Genomic DNA, 15,690 nt, shown 5'->3' on the forward strand with positions numbered 1-15,690 from the left:
TTACTTAAACATTATGTGATAATTCACGTCTTTTGTCTATAATTCTTTTAAATGAAGAAGGCGTCAATCCAGTTACTTTCTTAAATTGAGCAGATAAATAGGCAACACTACTGTAATTTAGTTTATAAGAAACTTCTGTAAGTGTTAAGCCATCCTCAACAATTAGCTTTTTAGCACGTTCTATTTTTTGAATAATGATGAAATTTTCAATCGAAGTGTACGTGTATTCCGAAAAAACATTTGCAATATAACCGTAACTTAAATTAAGCTGATCAGCTAAATAATTTGAAATTGTCGAAGTAGGAAGCTTGTCTTTTTCATAAATCATTTCAATAATCGTGTCTTTAATTCGTTGAACCAGTTGACTTTTCTGATTATTAATAATTTCAATACCGTATCGTGCTAAATTATTTTGCAATTGAGTGAAAGAATCATCGGAAACAGAATCGGCAATGTCAATTTCACCAAATTCCATCAACTCATATTTTATCTGTAACGCATCTAATTGCTCTTGAAGAATCACACGGCAAGCCAAGTTAATGTCGTATTTAATGTAAAGTTTCATCTTGTTTTTGGTTTAAGTGATAAATATATAAAATTTTGTTTTTTAAATAAAGTCAAAAAGCGAAAATATCATTCGTGATATTTTCGCTTTTTTTGGCAGTACTAAAAGTAGTACCTATATAGAGAGTTGAATTGCGTTATCTTTTGATAAGCCAAATTTCGGTCAATTTTTAAACCTATGTTTTATGAAATTTCATAAAAAACTTATACTTTAATTCTTTCGTCTGTTTGTTTTGCTCTTTCTGGTCGAATAATCATTCGGTACGACTGGTCTTTTGCAAAATAAGCCACCATCCAATTGTAGAACGTTTTAAAACGGTTTCTATAAGTAATCAACGAAATTAAATGAATAAACAACCAAACCAACCAAGCAAAAAAGCCTTTAAAATGTAATTTTGGACTCGGAATATCTACCACCGCTTTATTTTTTCCAATAATAGCCATCGAACCTTTATCATTATATTTGAAAGCATTTAGCGGTTTATTTCGCAGCATTGAAACGAAGTTGGACGCAAGATTTTTACCTTGCTGAATGGCCACTTGAGCTACTTGAGGATGACCTTCTGGAAAATGAGTATCTGTCAACAAAATGGACGTGTCACCAATGGCAAAAATATTAGAGGTCAAATTTACTTTGTTATAAGCATCCGTTGCCATTCGTCGTCCACGACCGTAACTTTCGGAGGAAATTCCGTCAAACTGTTTTGCTGAAACTCCTGCAGCCCAAATTAAATTTTTTGTTGCAATGGTTTCTCCACTAGCAAAATAAACCATGTCATCTTTAAAATCAGTTACACGAGTATTCAACTTTACTACTACTCCCATCTTTGTCAAAGCATCAAAAGTATCTTTTTGTGAAGCTTCAGACATTGGCGATAGCAACGAACTACCACCATCAACAAGATATAAATTACTCGCAGAAGTCGCAAGTTCTGGATACTCTTTCAATAAAATTCCATTTCGCATCTCGGCTAACATTCCGGAAACCTCTACTCCTGTTGGTCCTCCACCCGCTACAACTACCGTTAATAATTTTCGACGTTCCCGAATGTCTTTTGTAATTACTGCCTTTTCCATGTTTTGCAATAATTTGTTCCGCATTTCAATTGAATCATTCAAGGTTTTCATAGGAATGGCATTCTTTTGAACATTCTCCATTCCAAAAAAACTCGTTTCAGCTCCTGAAGCAAAAACCAATTGATCGTAAAATAATTCACCATTGTTAAGTATAACCTTATTTTCTGCTTGGTTTATACTAATAACTTCACCTAAGCGAAATTTTAGATTTTTTTTCCCTGCAAAAAATTTTCGAAACGGATAACTGATGCTGGATGGCTCCAAATAAGCGGTTGCAACCTGGTAAATTAGAGGTGGAAAAAAATTATAATTGTTTTTATCAATTAAAGTAACCTGAATATCGGATGCATTCGTGAGTTCTTTTGCTAAATTAATTCCTGCAAACCCTCCTCCTACTATAACTATTTTCATAATTGAAAGTTTAATGTTTTGAAAATCTGATTTTTAAAAATAAATTATCATAAATTTAAATTTACATCTTTTTCTACGCTTTAGCTATTTTGATTTTATTTTTATAATAAGTTTATGACTTCGTACACCGAGATTGTAGCTCAAAGTTTTTTTGTATCACTTACCTTTGCAGGCTTAATTAAAAAAAAGGTAATGGATAAGAAAAAATATTTCTCGTTAGTTCTCGTTCTCGGTAGTTTAACAGCTCTCGGACCTTTTTCGATTGATATGTATTTACCGGGTTTTACCGGAATTGCCGAAGATTTAAATACTTCAGTAAGTAATGTTTCCTTAACCTTATCAAGCTATTTTATCGGAATTTCGGCAGGTCAATTGCTTTATGGTCCCTTACTAGACCGTTATGGACGAAAGAAACCTTTATATATAGGAGTAATAGTTTATATTTTAGCATCGTTTGCTTGTTATTTCGTTACTTCAATTGATTATTTCATTGGTTTGCGTTTTATTCAAGCCGTGGGAAGTTGTGCCGCGTCAGTTGCTGCATTAACAATGGTCCGGGATTTATTTCCTGTAAAAGAAATTCCGAAAGTTTTTGCTAAATTAATGCTTGTTTTAGGGCTTTCGCCAATGTTAGCGCCAACACTTGGTGGTTATATAACTGCAGATTACGGTTGGCATATGGTTTTTTTAGTCCTTACTTTTATGGGAATTGCGGTTTTATTAGCTTCCAAATTTTTCTTACCAAGTAACTATGAGCCCGACACGACCATTTCGTTAAAACCAAAACCAATCATCAAGAATTTCTTATTGGTTTTAAAGGAACCACAATTTTATACGTACGCTTTTACTGGAGCGGTTGCTTTTTCGGGACTGTTTACTTATGTGGCAAGTTCTCCCGTAATTTTCATGGATATTTTTGATGTAGATGGAAAAACGTACGGTTGGATTTTCGCCTTTCTTTCGATAAGTTTTATTGGGACAAGCCAATTAAATTCCTATTTATTAAGAACGTATTCGAGTGAACAATTAATTACTTTTGGCTTGAGATTGCAGTTTTTTATAAGCGTAATTTTTGCAATTGGAATTTATTTCAATTTACTAAATCTATATGGAGTAATTGCAATGTTGTTTCTTTTTCTAGGTTGTTTGGGTTTATGCAATCCAAATACCACAGGATTATCACTAGCTCCATTTGCAAAAAATGCGGGAAGTGCTTCCTCTCTGATGGGTGCTGTTCAAATGGGATTGGGTTCACTAGCTTCTGTTGCCGTAGGAATTTTTGTCACTGATTCAATTCTTCCAGTGACAATTATTTTCATTGGTTCAACATTGTTGGCATTGCTGATTTTACATTTTGGTAAACGAAATATTTTACAAGAAAATAGGCTGAACGATTAATTAATCATCTTCTGCAAAGATTTTTTCGCGGTATTTTTTTCCTATCAATAAGGTCAACTTATCTTTATAGTCCTCGACAAGCCATTCACGGTAATTTTTACTACAATGACTCAAACAGTTTGAATACCGTTTAATTCTGCATTCAATATCTTCTCCAAGTTCTTTTGCTAAACCCTTTGCTTCTTTAAGGCTTTCAGTATTATAAACACACATAACTGAATGTTGTTCTAGGGATTTATCCAAAACTACTTTTGAACGCTCATTATCCAAAATGGCCTGCTTATGTATTTCATCAACGTCGAAGTCAATGTCAGGAGTATTACTAAATTTTGCTCGTAAATCAGTTGGCATGATGTACTTAAAATGAAGTTCAATTTCAGCATCCGCCCGAAGATTTTCTAAATAGTATTCAGGTGATTTAAAAATATGTTGCCAATTTACAGGTTCGCTCCACAAGCCAAAACGTGCTGCATTGTTTCCTAAATCTATCACATTGAAGGTGTCTTTATTCTCTAATTTTCGAGAACCTCGACCAATCATTTGGTAATAAAGTGTAAGCGATTTTGTAGCACGATTCAAAATAATAGTTTCTACGGTAGGTTCGTCAAATCCAGTTGTCAAAATTCCTACGGAAGTTAAAATGGCATCGGGAGTTTTCTTAAACCAGCTCAATATATCTTTTCGTTCTTCGTTATTATGGGTATTGTCTAAATGGCGAATTTCATATCCTGCCGCTCTAAACGTTTCATAAACATATAAAGAAGTACTAATTCCATTATTGAAAATCAGTGTTTTTTTACCTAAAGATTTTTCGGTATAGGAATGCAAAAGCATTTCTTGCATAACCATATTGGAGTACAAATCATCGGAAGATTTAACGGTATAATCCCCATTAATCCCCACTTTTAGCGAACTCAATCCTACATTATAAGTATACGTTACGGCTTTTGCTAAAAAACCTTTGTTTATTAGAGAGGTAATAGTATCACCAATAATCAACTCATTGTAGTTTTCGTTCATCGGTTTTTTGATGTTCGAACTCAAAGGTGTTGCGGTAACGCCCAAAATAAAGGCATTGTTAAATGAACCAAATAATTTTCGAAAAGAATTATAATGGGCTTCATCAATAATTACTAAACCAACGTTTTCAATCGCTAAAAGTTCGTCATTCAAACGGTTTTTTAGCGTTTCTACCATTGCAACGAAGCAAGAATAATCTTCTTGATCTTCAAGCAATTTTATTTTGCTATTGATGACTTTATTTTTAACACCAAAACCTTTTAAAATTTTAGAAGTTTGTTTACAAAGTTCAATTCGGTGTGTCAAAACAACTACTTTTTTATCGTGGTATTGTAAATAACGTCTTACAATTTCAGAAAATATAACAGTTTTCCCTCCACCTGTTGGTAATTGATACAACAAATGATAGTTAGGTGGCGTATTGTCCATTTTATCAAAAATGGCGTCAATATCGCTTTTTTGATAATCGTAAAGTATTTTTTTGTCTTCTTTGGGTATGTTGTTGTCGTCGTGTAGCATTAAAATGGCGGTGGATTTTTGCAAAAATACGTTTAAATACTACTATATCACTATCATTTAATTTTTTATTACAAAAAATTAAACTGTATGCTAATAATCCAATCGCTCTAAAATGGCGTTAAATTCATACTGATTGTACCATTTTTGCTCTATTGTATTAGTTACAATTTTTTGCAAACGAACTTTAAATTCTTCTAAAATCCCTTTTTCCATCATAAAGGAAACGCTTAAACTGAACGAACTGTACAAGCTTTTATAGTAACTCTCATTGTTAATCCGATATTTTGCCGAATATTCTTGCGCAATTTCAATGTTATAAAGCATGACATCTGCTACAACAAATGAATCGACACCTAAAGATATAAAATGTTTAACAATTTTTTGAGCGATGGAACGTCTGAGTTTTGCACGCTTTCTTTTTAAAGGAAAATACTCGTTTTTGATTTTTAATTTTGCTTCACGCTGCAACTTTTCCTCATTTGGATTAAAAACAAAATCATAATAGGTCTTCACATCCGGAAATTTCAAGTAAAGTTCAAGGATTTGTTCCTGAATTTGCTCCTTACTTAATTCTGTCAAATATTTCTTTAAATCCCGCTTACTCATGGAAAAATTATTAAAAACTGTGATAGGTTTATACTTGAAAAATCAATGATAATACTTATTTTTGTAACCCACAAGAAAAAAAAATATGGAAGAAGGACAGAAAAAGCAGAAGCAAGAAGGTGTTAAATTTACTCCTGCGGATAAATACATTATAAATCCAGTTAATAGTTTCATAAGCAAATCAACCACAGGCGGAATTGTATTATTTGTAGCGGCATTGGTTGCTATTATTTTAGCAAACTCTCCCCTTTCACATTGGTACCATAGCTTGTGGGAACATAAAATTGGTTTATATCTTGATGGACAAACCTTTTTGAATTACTCGATTCACCACTGGGTGAACGATGGTTTGATGGCTATCTTCTTTTTTGTAGTAGGTTTAGAATTAAAGCGTGAACTCATCGGTGGAGAATTATCCAATCCCAAAAATGCCATGTTACCTATCATTGCAGCTGTTGGTGGTATGGTTGTCCCAGCACTATTCTATACAATGTTTAACTTTGGAACAGAATCATCTCACGGTTGGGGAATTCCAATGGCAACGGATATCGCATTTGCATTGGGTGTTTTGTATTTACTAGGAGATAGAATTCCAGTTTCACTAAAAGTATTCTTAACCGCTCTAGCGATTGTAGACGATTTAGGTGCCGTGATGGTAATTGCCATTTTTTATACCGCAGAAATTGACTATTTCATGCTTTTTACAGGTTTAGGATTTGTAGTGTTCTTATTTGTTAGTAAAGCATTCGGAATCAGAAATACGATATATTATGCAATAATTGGTATTTTCGGCGTTTGGCTGCCCTTCTTATTATCAGGAGTACACGCCACAATAGCTTCTGTTTTAGTAGCTTTTACAATTCCAGCAGATTCACGTGTAAACGAAAGTGTATATGTTGAAAAAATCAAACTCTTTTTAAACCAGTTTAGATACGCCGATCAAAACGCAAAAGTACCCACGTTGACCAGCGAACAATTACATGTTTTAGACGACATTCGAGTAACTACTAAAGACGCAATGACGCCTTTGCAGCGCTTGGAACATAGAATGCATCCCTTTGTTAGTTTTATAGTAATGCCTGTTTTCGCTTTAGCAAATGCCGGAGTTACCTTTTCAAATGATATTTTAGCTGAAACAACTAGTAATGTAACCTTAGGTGTTGCAGTAGGTTTAATTGCAGGAAAAGTCCTTGGTGTTTATGGTATTTCGATGGCTGTTATTAAATTGAAAATTGCCAATATGCCTGTAGGATTGACTTCAAGACACTTATTTGGTGTAGGGTTTCTTGCAGCAATTGGGTTTACAATGTCGTTATTTGTAACCAATTTAGCATTTACAGGACCAACTCCAGAACTTGTTGCAGAGCATCAATTACAAGCGAAACTAGGAATCTTTATGGCTTCTTTAGTTGCTGGAATCATTGGTTATTTCATATTAAAAAATATACGTACTACTAATTCTATTACAAATTCATAATGCTAAAGTTTTTCAAATTAATTGCAATTTTAGAAGGTATCTCTTACCTGGTTTTATTTGCTAACATGTTACTTATTAAACCTAATTATCCGGATTTATATAAAACGTTATTGTATCCAATTGGTATGGCTCACGGAGTTTTATTTATCGGTTACGTGGTTCTGGCTATTCTTTTAAAATACGAACAAAATTGGGATTGGGGAAAATTAGGGGTTATTCTAGTAGCGTCTCTTTTGCCTTTCGCTACATTTTGGGTCGAAAAAAAATACTTATAAATGATGGATTCTAAAATCGAAAAAATAATTGATTTCACATATGATGTCTTGATAAAAGTGGGATTTAATCCCACTTTTGCTTCTTATATCAGTGCCTTTGGAAACTTAATTGTTTTGATGATTATTGCATACCTTATATTTAAAATTTGCCTTTATTGGTTTCATCGCTTGCTTAATATCCTTGCTGAAAAAACACATACCAACTTTGATGATTTATTGATTACCAATAAAACAGCAAAATACATTTCGCATTTAATACCGCTCCTTTTAATTTACAAAGCAGTTCCAATAATCCTTCAGAAGTTTACCTATTGGGAAGGTTTCTTTGCGAAAATTGTTGATATGTATATCGTAATTTTAGTATTACTGATTATTCGAACCGTTTTTAATGCCCTTCGAGACCACTTAAAAACAATGCCTCGCTACAGCGATAAACCCATTGATAGTTACATCCAGGTAATTATGATTGTGTTGTGGGGTTTTGGCGTTACAGCAATTATCCTGATGCTGTTTAATTTAAAACCTCAGACTTTAATTACAACATTTGGTGCCATTTCGGCAATTGTTTTATTAATCTTTAGAGATACCATCTTGGGTTTTATCGCCAGTATTCAAGTATCCGTCAATGATATGGTGCGTATTGGCGATTGGATCACAATGGATAAATTTGGCGCTGATGGTGATGTGATTGAAATTAACTTGGCTACCGTAAAAGTTCGAAACTTTGACAATACCACTTCTACTATTCCCACCTATTCATTGATTTCAGATTCGTTTAAAAACTGGCGAGGAATGTTCAATTCAGATGGAAGAAGAATCAAACGTCATGTTTTAATCAAGTCGAGTAGTATTCGTTTTTTACCGGAAGAGGAATTGGCGGAGCTTAAAAAAATCCAACTGATTGCTGATTATATTGACGAAAGGCAAACTGATATTGTAAATTTCAATAGGTCCCGATCCATCGATAAAAGTTTGTTGATGAACGGTCGAAACTTAACTAACTTTGGGTTGTTCAGAAAATACATCAATGAATATTTACATAATTATCCGGGTCTGAATAAAAATATGCTGATGATGTGTAGGCAATTACAGTCAAACGAATTTGGGATTCCTCTGGAAATTTATGCCTTTTCAGAAGACAAGACTTGGGAAAATTACGAATTTATAATGGCAGATATCTTTGACCACCTGATTGCTTCTGTCGTATATTTTGACCTTGAAATCTACGAATTACCCACAAGTAAAAGCTTGGTACAATTCGCAAAAGAATCAAATAAACTTACCTAAAATAAAAAAAGGAAACCTTTTTGGCTTCCTTTTTTTTCAACTAGAATATTCTATAATTCTTGTTGTCTTCTTTTGTCTCTCTTTTCTTTATAAAGTTCCCAAGTAGCACCTCCAACCCAATAGGATATGAAGCCAACTAAAAAGAACATTACCCAAAACCCTATAGTAAGGACAGTTAAGAAAAGTATAAAACCTAAATACTGTGAGAAAGTAAACATGTTTTCCGGAATTAGTGAATTTACGTCAAAAGTAAAGTTTATAATCAAACTTACCAATAAAATCAAGGAAATATTTCAGCTAAAGTTATTTTTAAAATAAAAACTAGAATTCAGAGCAACCTGATTTGTAAGTGCTACTTTTGTTAAACCAAATTTATTAAGTAACTAAATAAATTCAATAATGAATAAAATTTTTATCATCGCAATCAGTAGTGTTGTTTTAATAAGTTGCAAAAACGACAAACAAACGACCACTTCAGAAGAAACGCCAGAAATGGAACAAGTGCAAGAAGAACATTCAGAAAGCATCCAACTCAACAACAACGAAAAATGGCCTGTTAATGAGGAAATGAAACCCTACGTTATGCAAGGCGAAGCAGTGGTAAACAGCTACCTGGAAACCAATAATACAGATTATGCCGCATTGGCAACACAACTAAAAGACTTGAACACCAAGCTAATTAAAAGTTGTACAATGGATGGAAAAAGCCACGACGAGTTGCACAAATGGTTGCATCCGCATCTAGAATTAGTTGAAAAACTGGGAAATACAACGGATCCAGCAGCTGGAAAATCTGCCACACAAGAAGTTTCTGATTCCTACAAAAGTTACCACCAGTATTTTAATTAACCCATCAAATTCTAATCATGCAAGAAAACAAAAAATTTACCGTCATTCATCGGCTTTTACACTGGACAATCGCTATCGTAATGCCTATCATGTTTATCACCGGTTTTTTACGGATGTTTTGGATGAATAAAAACGGAATGGTTGCCGTCATCGAAAGTAAAACTACCGCCTCTCCTCTACCCAAAGACGTAATGACTGATATTGCATCTACCATTCGCCACCCAATGTGGGAATGGCATGAACTTTTTGCCAACGTAATGATTGCCGCTTTTATAGGACGAATCATATACATGCTTGTCAAAGGAATTCGGTTTCCAAATCCCTTTAATAGTAGCATTACCTTAAAAGAACGTTTGCAAGGGTTTGTTTACATTTATTTTTACCTTTTTGTATTTATATCAGCATTTACGGGAGTCAGTATGCAGTACCACCTCTTTGATTCCTACCATGATGAAATAGAAATGGTTCACAAATGGGGCTTGTATTGGTTCCCTATTTACATTGTTTTGCACTTAGCAGGTATCGCAATTGCCGAACATTCTACTAAAAAAGGAATTGCATCTAAAATGATTGGGGGAGATTAATTTCTCCCTTTTTTTTTGGGAAAGTTGAAGGGTGAAAAGGTTATGAGGTTAAATGGTTATGAGAAAAACCCCAGCTAAGTTGGGAGAAACCCTCGGTGAGTTAGCAAAGACCCTCGGTGACTTGATAAAAACCCCAGCTAAGTTGAAAGAAACCCTAGGTGAGTTGAGAAAGACCCTCGGTGACTTGGTAAAAACCCCAGCTAAGTTGAAATAAACCCTCGGTGAGTGGGGAAAGCCCCTCGGTGACTTGGAAAATACCCCGGCTAGGTGGAAAGAAACCCTAGCTGAGTTGGGAAAGACCCTAGGTGAGTTGACAGAAACCCTGATTGAGCAATTTTGTTAATAAGTTGATTTTGGGTAAATAATATTTGATTATTAGGATTTAGTTGTAGATAAAATAAAAAAACTTGGGTGAATAGATTGTAATTTGAAAAAAGTTGTATAAACTTGCGTATATCTATTAGTTAGCAAACATTTAAAAACCAATCGTTACGAATGAAAACACTATTGATTTTAATATCATTTCTATTTTTGACCAACTCGGATGTAATGCATCAAGACACACCATTACAAATTGATAAAAACGGGAATATAATTGGTTTGCCGAAAGAATTTAGTCCTGCGAAATTTGACTTGAATAAAAAAATATTAAGGATAAATGACAAGGAAATTGTTTTTCCAAAATGCCTGAATTATTACTTTGAGGAACATAAAAACCCTAAACTACATTTATCCGCTTCTTGGTATCACTCGAAAGAGATTATGCCATATTATTTGAATTTTTCCATTTCTGATAAGAGTGTAAATTATGGATATACAATTTTGGTGGATTTAGAAACATTGGAATTAATTTATGTGGAAAAACCGAGAACAGAAGGAAATACGACATATAATCCAGAAGTAGATTTAGGAGAAAAATGTCTGACTGAATATAAAAACGGAATTAAAACTCTGAATTAACGAAAGAATAAAAAACGATTTGCTAACACCGTATAAAAATAATTGCGGTTTAGTGCTTAACCAAAGGTCGTTGCGTGTTTGTAACGTCTGATTTTCCTTCGGAAAATCCTCGCATACAAACCCGCAACTATTCTTATACATAAACGCTACCACACATTTGAGACAAACATTGAGAAATTGGAAAAACATAGAATGGATTTTTGAAAAGGATGGAGCCTTAAGAGATATTTTTGTCCAAAATGCAACGATTTCTGATTGGAAAAATGTAGTTGATTTATTGAATTCTGAATACAAATTGACTTTTGGAACTTATGAAAATAATTTAACAGACAGAATTGACTTTAGTTACGTGGAAACAATGTTTGCGGATGAAAATGGCGAATTGGAAATTAAATCTGCAACAATTGATTTAAGCGGAATTATTGTTAAATGTTACTTCGTTCTCGAAAATCAAATCGAATTTGATATAAATCCAACCGAAATTAAAACGGAATTGGAATTTAACAAGATTATGGATTTTATGGAATCTATTAGTAGAAAATTGGAAAAACAGATAACTCTTTGTGGAGAAAACCAACCTGAATTTCCACTAATAAAAATTGACACTAAAAACGGAATTAAAAAAGTATTAACTGAAAAAGAGGCTGAAAAATTATGGGCAAAATCAGACCAAAGTTTTAGCGGATTTACAAAGTTAAAATCAAAAATAATATTGAAATACTTTCCGAAAATGTTTGAAAAAAAAATTATGGAAAGTGCGAATAGTGAATATAAATCAATACCGAAAGAAAAAAACGTGTGGTAACACCGTATAAAAATAATTGCGGTTTAGTGCTTAATCAAAGGTCGTTGCGTGTTTGTAACGTCTGATTTTCCTTCGGAAAATCCTCGCATACAAACCCGCAACTATTCTTATACATAAACGTTAGGCGTAATTATTAAAAAAACTAAAAAATGACAGAAGAAGAATTTAATAATGCGGTAAGCAAAGTTTTTAAAATTGAACTATCAAATACAACTAAAATATATTTTGAATATACTTTCAATGAAAACACATTTCGTTTAAAAAGAAAACGTTTTAGAGAAGCTGTGAGTAAACTTAAGACTTTTAAAACTGAAGAAAATTTTGAAATATTTGACGAAAAGCATTTTGAAGTTTCAGTTATTCAGAGTACAAGATTTTTTTATCCTGGAGATGACGAGATTTTTAAAGATGATACTGTTAACAAAATAAAGTATAATCTTTCATCTTCCTCTGATGCTTATTTGGTACTTTTATTAAAGCAAATGTTATTAATAACAACGGATGTTAATTTAAGCAGACCTTTTTTCTTTCATAGATTAAGAAATAGAAGATTTCAAAATGGAGAGAACGAAACTAATGATTTATTTGATGTATTAAAACAAGTAATACCTAGATTTCAAACATTAAAAATAACATCAGAAAGCAACAAAAGCAGACAAGAATTTGAAACATTATGCTATTCATTCCTTTTTAACTTAAGTTACAATACAGATTTATCTTATCTTCCTTCAAGCATAACGGATGACCTAACAAGAAGTATAAGAATTGGAAGATTGCGTAGAGCAAAGATTGAGGAGATTGATGTCCCAAAAAGAAGATATGAAAATGATTTGATTTTATTTTGTCAAAAAGGAATTTCATCAGAGAGTGTTGATTTGCAGTATTTATCTTTTTATCATATTTTAGAGCATTTTTTTGAAAAAATATATAATGATGAGTTGATTAAATCTATCAAAACTGAATTAACTAAACCATCATTCTCATATAAGCGAACGAAAGATGTATCAGAATTAATTAAAGTCATTCAAGACAAATTAAGATACAAAAATGAAGAATTTCAAATTAACGAGCCTGAAGCTTTAAGACTTGTATTAGATAGGTTTGTTCCCGATTTTGATGAAGTTAAAGAAGAGATTAAGTCTTATGACACTAATTTATTAGATTATTATAAATCAACTGAAGTTGAGTTTTCAAAAGGAAATAAAGTTAATTTCAGTGAAGAAAGAGATAAGATTTTAAAAAACTTAAGAGAACGAGTTTATAAAACAAGAAATTCTATTGTTCATAGCAAAGAAACAGACAGAGAAAAATATCTTCCATTTAAACATGACAAAATATTACAGAAAGAAATTATTTTAATGAGAATAATTGCAGAAAAAATTATAATCGAAAGTTCAAGAGAATTATAACTACGCCTAACAGCTAGGATTTCGTTGCGGCTGGAAGCCGAACAATGAATCCTGTGTTGAACGGAACCGATTACATGCCGTCAACACTTATGGAGTTATCGACAAGTTGTTTCAATAAATTACAAGAGGATTAAGTGTCCTCTTTTTTTGTGAAATCTAATTGATAACCTCCAAAATTGCATCCATAATAAAACCTTTCAAATATTTTTTTAAAACTCCTTTAATTGTTAAATTTGAGGGCATTTATAAAAAACTTATTTTACACTAAATAAATACACACACAATGGAATACAGAATTGAAAAAGACACGATGGGTGAAGTAAAAGTTCCCGCAGATAAATATTGGGGAGCTCAAACCGAACGTTCAAGAAACAACTTTAAGATTGGTCCATCGGCTTCGATGCCCAAAGAAATCGTGGAAGGTTTTGCGTATTTGAAAAAAGCAGCAGCTTATGCCAATTGTGATTTGGGCGTGCTTTCAACAGAAAAAAGAGATGCGATTGCAGCAGTTTGCGATGAAATATTAGAAGGAAAACTAGACGATCAGTTTCCATTGGTGATTTGGCAAACCGGTTCGGGAACGCAAAGTAACATGAATGTTAATGAGGTGGTTGCCAATCGTGCTCAAGTCTTGGCTGGTTTTAAAATTGGCGAAGGCGAACCAGTATTAAAAGCGAATGATGATGTGAATAAATCGCAGTCGTCTAACGATACGTTCCCAACAGGAATGCACATTGGAGCATATAAAGCGGTGGTGGAAAACACCATTCCGGGTGTAGAGCAATTGAGAGATACGCTACATGCCAAGTCGCAAGAGTTCATGAATGTAGTAAAAATTGGTCGGACGCATTTGATGGATGCCACTCCCCTAACTTTAGGTCAGGAACTTTCAGGTTATGTGGCTCAACTGAACTACGGTTTGAAAGCGTTAAAAAACACATTATCACACTTATCTGAAGTGGCTTTAGGCGGTACTGCTGTAGGAACGGGCTTGAACACACCGGAACATTATGATGTAAAAGTAGCTCATTATATTGCTGAGTTTACGGGTCAACCTTTCGTAACCGCACCTAATAAGTTTGAAGCTTTGGCTTCTCACGATGCAATTGTAGAAAGTCACGGTGCTTTGAAACAACTGGCGGTTTCTTTAAATAAAATTGCAAATGACATTAGAATGTTGGCTTCAGGCCCACGTTCAGGAATTGGAGAAATCATCATTCCAGAAAACGAACCGGGTTCTTCTATCATGCCAGGAAAAGTAAATCCTACACAATCAGAGGCGTTGACCATGGTTTGTGCTCAAGTAATGGGTAACGACGTGGCAATTTCTGTAGGTGGCATGCAAGGACACTATGAGTTGAATGTGTTCAAACCAATGATGGCGGCTAATTTCTTACAATCAGCACGATTGATTGGGGATGCTTGCCGCTCTTTTGACGAACATTGTGCAAGCGGAATCGAACCAAATTACGTTAGAATTAAAGAATTAGTAGATAACTCATTAATGTTGGTTACGGCTTTGAATACAAAAATTGGTTATTATAAATCAGCTGAAATTGCGCAAACAGCTCACAAAAACGGTACGACCTTGAAAGACGAAGCAGTTCGTTTAGGTTATGTTACGGCAGAAGATTTTGATGCTTGGGTAAAACCAGAAGAAATGGTGGGGAAATTGAATTAGTAATTTTTCTATAAAATAGTAAAGCCTGAAAATTGATTTTTTCAGGCTTTTTTATTATTTCTTGTTGGGCAGTTGTTCTAGAATTTCTTTCATCATGTCTAGCTGTACTTTCTGAATTTCAAGCATCGACTGTTCTTGGTGCAGAATGAGATGGTCTATTTTATCGTGCAGGATTCTAATTTCTAGTTCGGATTTCAGGTTAATCATGTAATCCTTTCTAGCACGTTCTCGGTCGCGTTCTTCAGTACGGTTTTGACTCATCATAATCACGGGAGCTTGAAGCGCTGCTACACAAGAGAGGATTAGATTTAATAAAATAAAGGGATACGGGTCAAATCCTTTGTTGACCAATAAAAATACGTTGACCAAAATCCAAACAGTAAGAAGTCCAAGGAAGGTTAAAATAAACGTCCAGCTTCCGCCAAAGCTAGCCACACGATCGGCAATTTTCTGACCAAAGCTAATTTGCTTTAGCTCGTCGTCTAGTTGTTCTGAAAGTAAGGTGTCGTTTTTTAAAGACGCCATTACTTTCGATTCTAAATCAGATAATTCCCCCGACTCACTAAGCAACATTTGTGTGATATACTCTTCTCTGTAGCGCGATAATTCAGGAAAAGAAAGACATTTTTCTGATGTGAAATCGGGAATTTCTTTTGCAATAAAGTTCAAGATTTCTTTACGGATGGATGCTCCTTTTACTTTTTGATGGATGGGAAATTCAATTCCAGAAACATCACTTACAAATTTTTTAATCATAGGTAGAAAGGT

15 protein-coding genes are annotated in these 15,690 nt (G+C 33.7%); 10 read left to right on the top strand and 5 right to left on the bottom strand.

Features of this window, described 5'->3' with window-relative positions; all coding sequences use genetic code 11:
• Positions 1–4 precede the first annotated feature (4 nt).
• On the bottom strand, positions 5–565 hold the full coding sequence (locus ACQ5J2_RS12590; RefSeq protein ID WP_432670818.1) for a helix-turn-helix domain-containing protein: 561 nt from the start codon (positions 563–565) through the stop codon (positions 5–7).
• A 203-nt stretch (positions 566–768) separates the two neighbouring features.
• On the bottom strand, positions 769–2,052 hold the full coding sequence (locus ACQ5J2_RS12595) for an NAD(P)/FAD-dependent oxidoreductase (RefSeq protein ID WP_432670819.1): 1,284 nt from the start codon (positions 2,050–2,052) through the stop codon (positions 769–771).
• Positions 2,053–2,244: 192 nt separating this feature from the next.
• Between ACQ5J2_RS12595 and ACQ5J2_RS12600 the strand changes: the two genes are divergently transcribed.
• Positions 2,245–3,450, top strand: coding sequence for a multidrug effflux MFS transporter (locus tag ACQ5J2_RS12600; protein WP_432670820.1), 1,206 nt, complete (start codon positions 2,245–2,247; stop codon positions 3,448–3,450).
• Here the strand turns inward: ACQ5J2_RS12600 and ACQ5J2_RS12605 are convergent, their stop codons facing one another.
• Together ACQ5J2_RS12605 and ACQ5J2_RS12610 are read right to left on the bottom strand one after the other, a co-directional pair.
• The gene (locus tag ACQ5J2_RS12605; RefSeq protein ID WP_432673313.1) at positions 3,451–4,989 is read right to left on the bottom strand and encodes a DEAD/DEAH box helicase; all 1,539 of its coding nucleotides are present in this window, start codon (positions 4,987–4,989) and stop codon (positions 3,451–3,453) included. It abuts the gene before it with no gap.
• Positions 4,990–5,079: 90 nt separating this feature from the next.
• Positions 5,080–5,595 (bottom strand): DUF6155 family protein, encoded by a 516-nt coding sequence (locus ACQ5J2_RS12610; protein WP_432670821.1) that lies wholly within the window; start codon positions 5,593–5,595, stop codon positions 5,080–5,082.
• Between the two features lie 85 nt (positions 5,596–5,680).
• Here ACQ5J2_RS12610 and nhaA point away from each other — a divergent pair, with 85 nt between their 5' ends.
• The 9 genes from nhaA (at position 5,681) to fumC (ending at position 14,922) form a co-directional block, all read left to right on the top strand.
• Complete coding sequence (gene nhaA / locus ACQ5J2_RS12615; RefSeq protein ID WP_432670822.1) at positions 5,681–7,072, top strand: Na+/H+ antiporter NhaA; 1,392 nt, start codon at positions 5,681–5,683, stop codon at positions 7,070–7,072.
• Positions 7,072–7,347, top strand: a complete 276-nt coding sequence (locus ACQ5J2_RS12620; RefSeq protein WP_432670823.1) for a DUF3817 domain-containing protein — start codon at positions 7,072–7,074, stop codon at positions 7,345–7,347. The genes nhaA and ACQ5J2_RS12620 overlap by 1 nt, the downstream gene beginning before the upstream one ends.
• Before the next feature lie 3 nt (positions 7,348–7,350).
• Entirely contained in the window at positions 7,351–8,634 is a 1,284-nt protein-coding gene (locus tag ACQ5J2_RS12625) for a mechanosensitive ion channel family protein (RefSeq protein WP_432673314.1), read from the top strand.
• Between the two features lie 399 nt (positions 8,635–9,033).
• Positions 9,034–9,483, top strand: a complete 450-nt coding sequence (locus ACQ5J2_RS12630) for a hypothetical protein (protein ID WP_432670824.1) — start codon at positions 9,034–9,036, stop codon at positions 9,481–9,483.
• A gap of 17 nt (positions 9,484–9,500) precedes the next feature.
• Positions 9,501–10,067 (top strand): cytochrome b/b6 domain-containing protein, encoded by a 567-nt coding sequence (locus ACQ5J2_RS12635; protein WP_432670825.1) that lies wholly within the window; start codon positions 9,501–9,503, stop codon positions 10,065–10,067.
• Positions 10,068–10,562: 495 nt separating this feature from the next.
• Positions 10,563–11,027, top strand: a complete 465-nt coding sequence (locus ACQ5J2_RS12640) for a hypothetical protein (protein WP_432670826.1) — start codon at positions 10,563–10,565, stop codon at positions 11,025–11,027.
• Positions 11,028–11,196: 169 nt separating this feature from the next.
• Positions 11,197–11,832 (top strand): hypothetical protein, encoded by a 636-nt coding sequence (locus ACQ5J2_RS12645; RefSeq protein WP_432670827.1) that lies wholly within the window; start codon positions 11,197–11,199, stop codon positions 11,830–11,832.
• 149 nt (positions 11,833–11,981) lie between these two features.
• A complete protein-coding gene (locus ACQ5J2_RS12650; protein WP_432670828.1) occupies positions 11,982–13,241 on the top strand; it encodes a hypothetical protein in 1,260 nt (419 codons plus the stop codon).
• Positions 13,242–13,524: 283 nt separating this feature from the next.
• Complete coding sequence (fumC, locus tag ACQ5J2_RS12655) at positions 13,525–14,922, top strand: class II fumarate hydratase (protein WP_432670829.1); 1,398 nt, start codon at positions 13,525–13,527, stop codon at positions 14,920–14,922.
• A 54-nt stretch (positions 14,923–14,976) separates the two neighbouring features.
• Here the strand turns inward: fumC and ACQ5J2_RS12660 are convergent, their stop codons facing one another.
• Positions 14,977–15,678 (bottom strand): DUF1003 domain-containing protein, encoded by a 702-nt coding sequence (locus ACQ5J2_RS12660; RefSeq protein ID WP_432670830.1) that lies wholly within the window; start codon positions 15,676–15,678, stop codon positions 14,977–14,979.
• Positions 15,679–15,690 lie beyond the last annotated feature (12 nt).

Origin of the sequence: Flavobacterium sp. SM2513 (assembly GCF_050908145.1) — a bacterium.
GTDB lineage: Bacteria > Bacteroidota > Bacteroidia > Flavobacteriales > Flavobacteriaceae > Flavobacterium.

Coding starts and splice junctions, on each gene's coding strand:
- ACQ5J2_RS12590 (WP_432670818.1), bottom strand. CDS start 565: ATGAAACTTTACATTAAATACGACATTAACTTGGCTTGCCGTGTGATT.
- ACQ5J2_RS12595 (WP_432670819.1), bottom strand. CDS start 2,052: ATGAAAATAGTTATAGTAGGAGGAGGGTTTGCAGGAATTAATTTAGCA.
- ACQ5J2_RS12600 (WP_432670820.1), top strand. CDS start 2,245: ATGGATAAGAAAAAATATTTCTCGTTAGTTCTCGTTCTCGGTAGTTTA.
- ACQ5J2_RS12605 (WP_432673313.1), bottom strand. CDS start 4,989: ATGCTACACGACGACAACAACATACCCAAAGAAGACAAAAAAATACTT.
- ACQ5J2_RS12610 (WP_432670821.1), bottom strand. CDS start 5,595: ATGAGTAAGCGGGATTTAAAGAAATATTTGACAGAATTAAGTAAGGAG.
- nhaA (WP_432670822.1), top strand. CDS start 5,681: ATGGAAGAAGGACAGAAAAAGCAGAAGCAAGAAGGTGTTAAATTTACT.
- ACQ5J2_RS12620 (WP_432670823.1), top strand. CDS start 7,072: ATGCTAAAGTTTTTCAAATTAATTGCAATTTTAGAAGGTATCTCTTAC.
- ACQ5J2_RS12625 (WP_432673314.1), top strand. CDS start 7,351: ATGGATTCTAAAATCGAAAAAATAATTGATTTCACATATGATGTCTTG.
- ACQ5J2_RS12630 (WP_432670824.1), top strand. CDS start 9,034: ATGAATAAAATTTTTATCATCGCAATCAGTAGTGTTGTTTTAATAAGT.
- ACQ5J2_RS12635 (WP_432670825.1), top strand. CDS start 9,501: ATGCAAGAAAACAAAAAATTTACCGTCATTCATCGGCTTTTACACTGG.
- ACQ5J2_RS12640 (WP_432670826.1), top strand. CDS start 10,563: ATGAAAACACTATTGATTTTAATATCATTTCTATTTTTGACCAACTCG.
- ACQ5J2_RS12650 (WP_432670828.1), top strand. CDS start 11,982: ATGACAGAAGAAGAATTTAATAATGCGGTAAGCAAAGTTTTTAAAATT.
- fumC (WP_432670829.1), top strand. CDS start 13,525: ATGGAATACAGAATTGAAAAAGACACGATGGGTGAAGTAAAAGTTCCC.
- ACQ5J2_RS12660 (WP_432670830.1), bottom strand. CDS start 15,678: ATGATTAAAAAATTTGTAAGTGATGTTTCTGGAATTGAATTTCCCATC.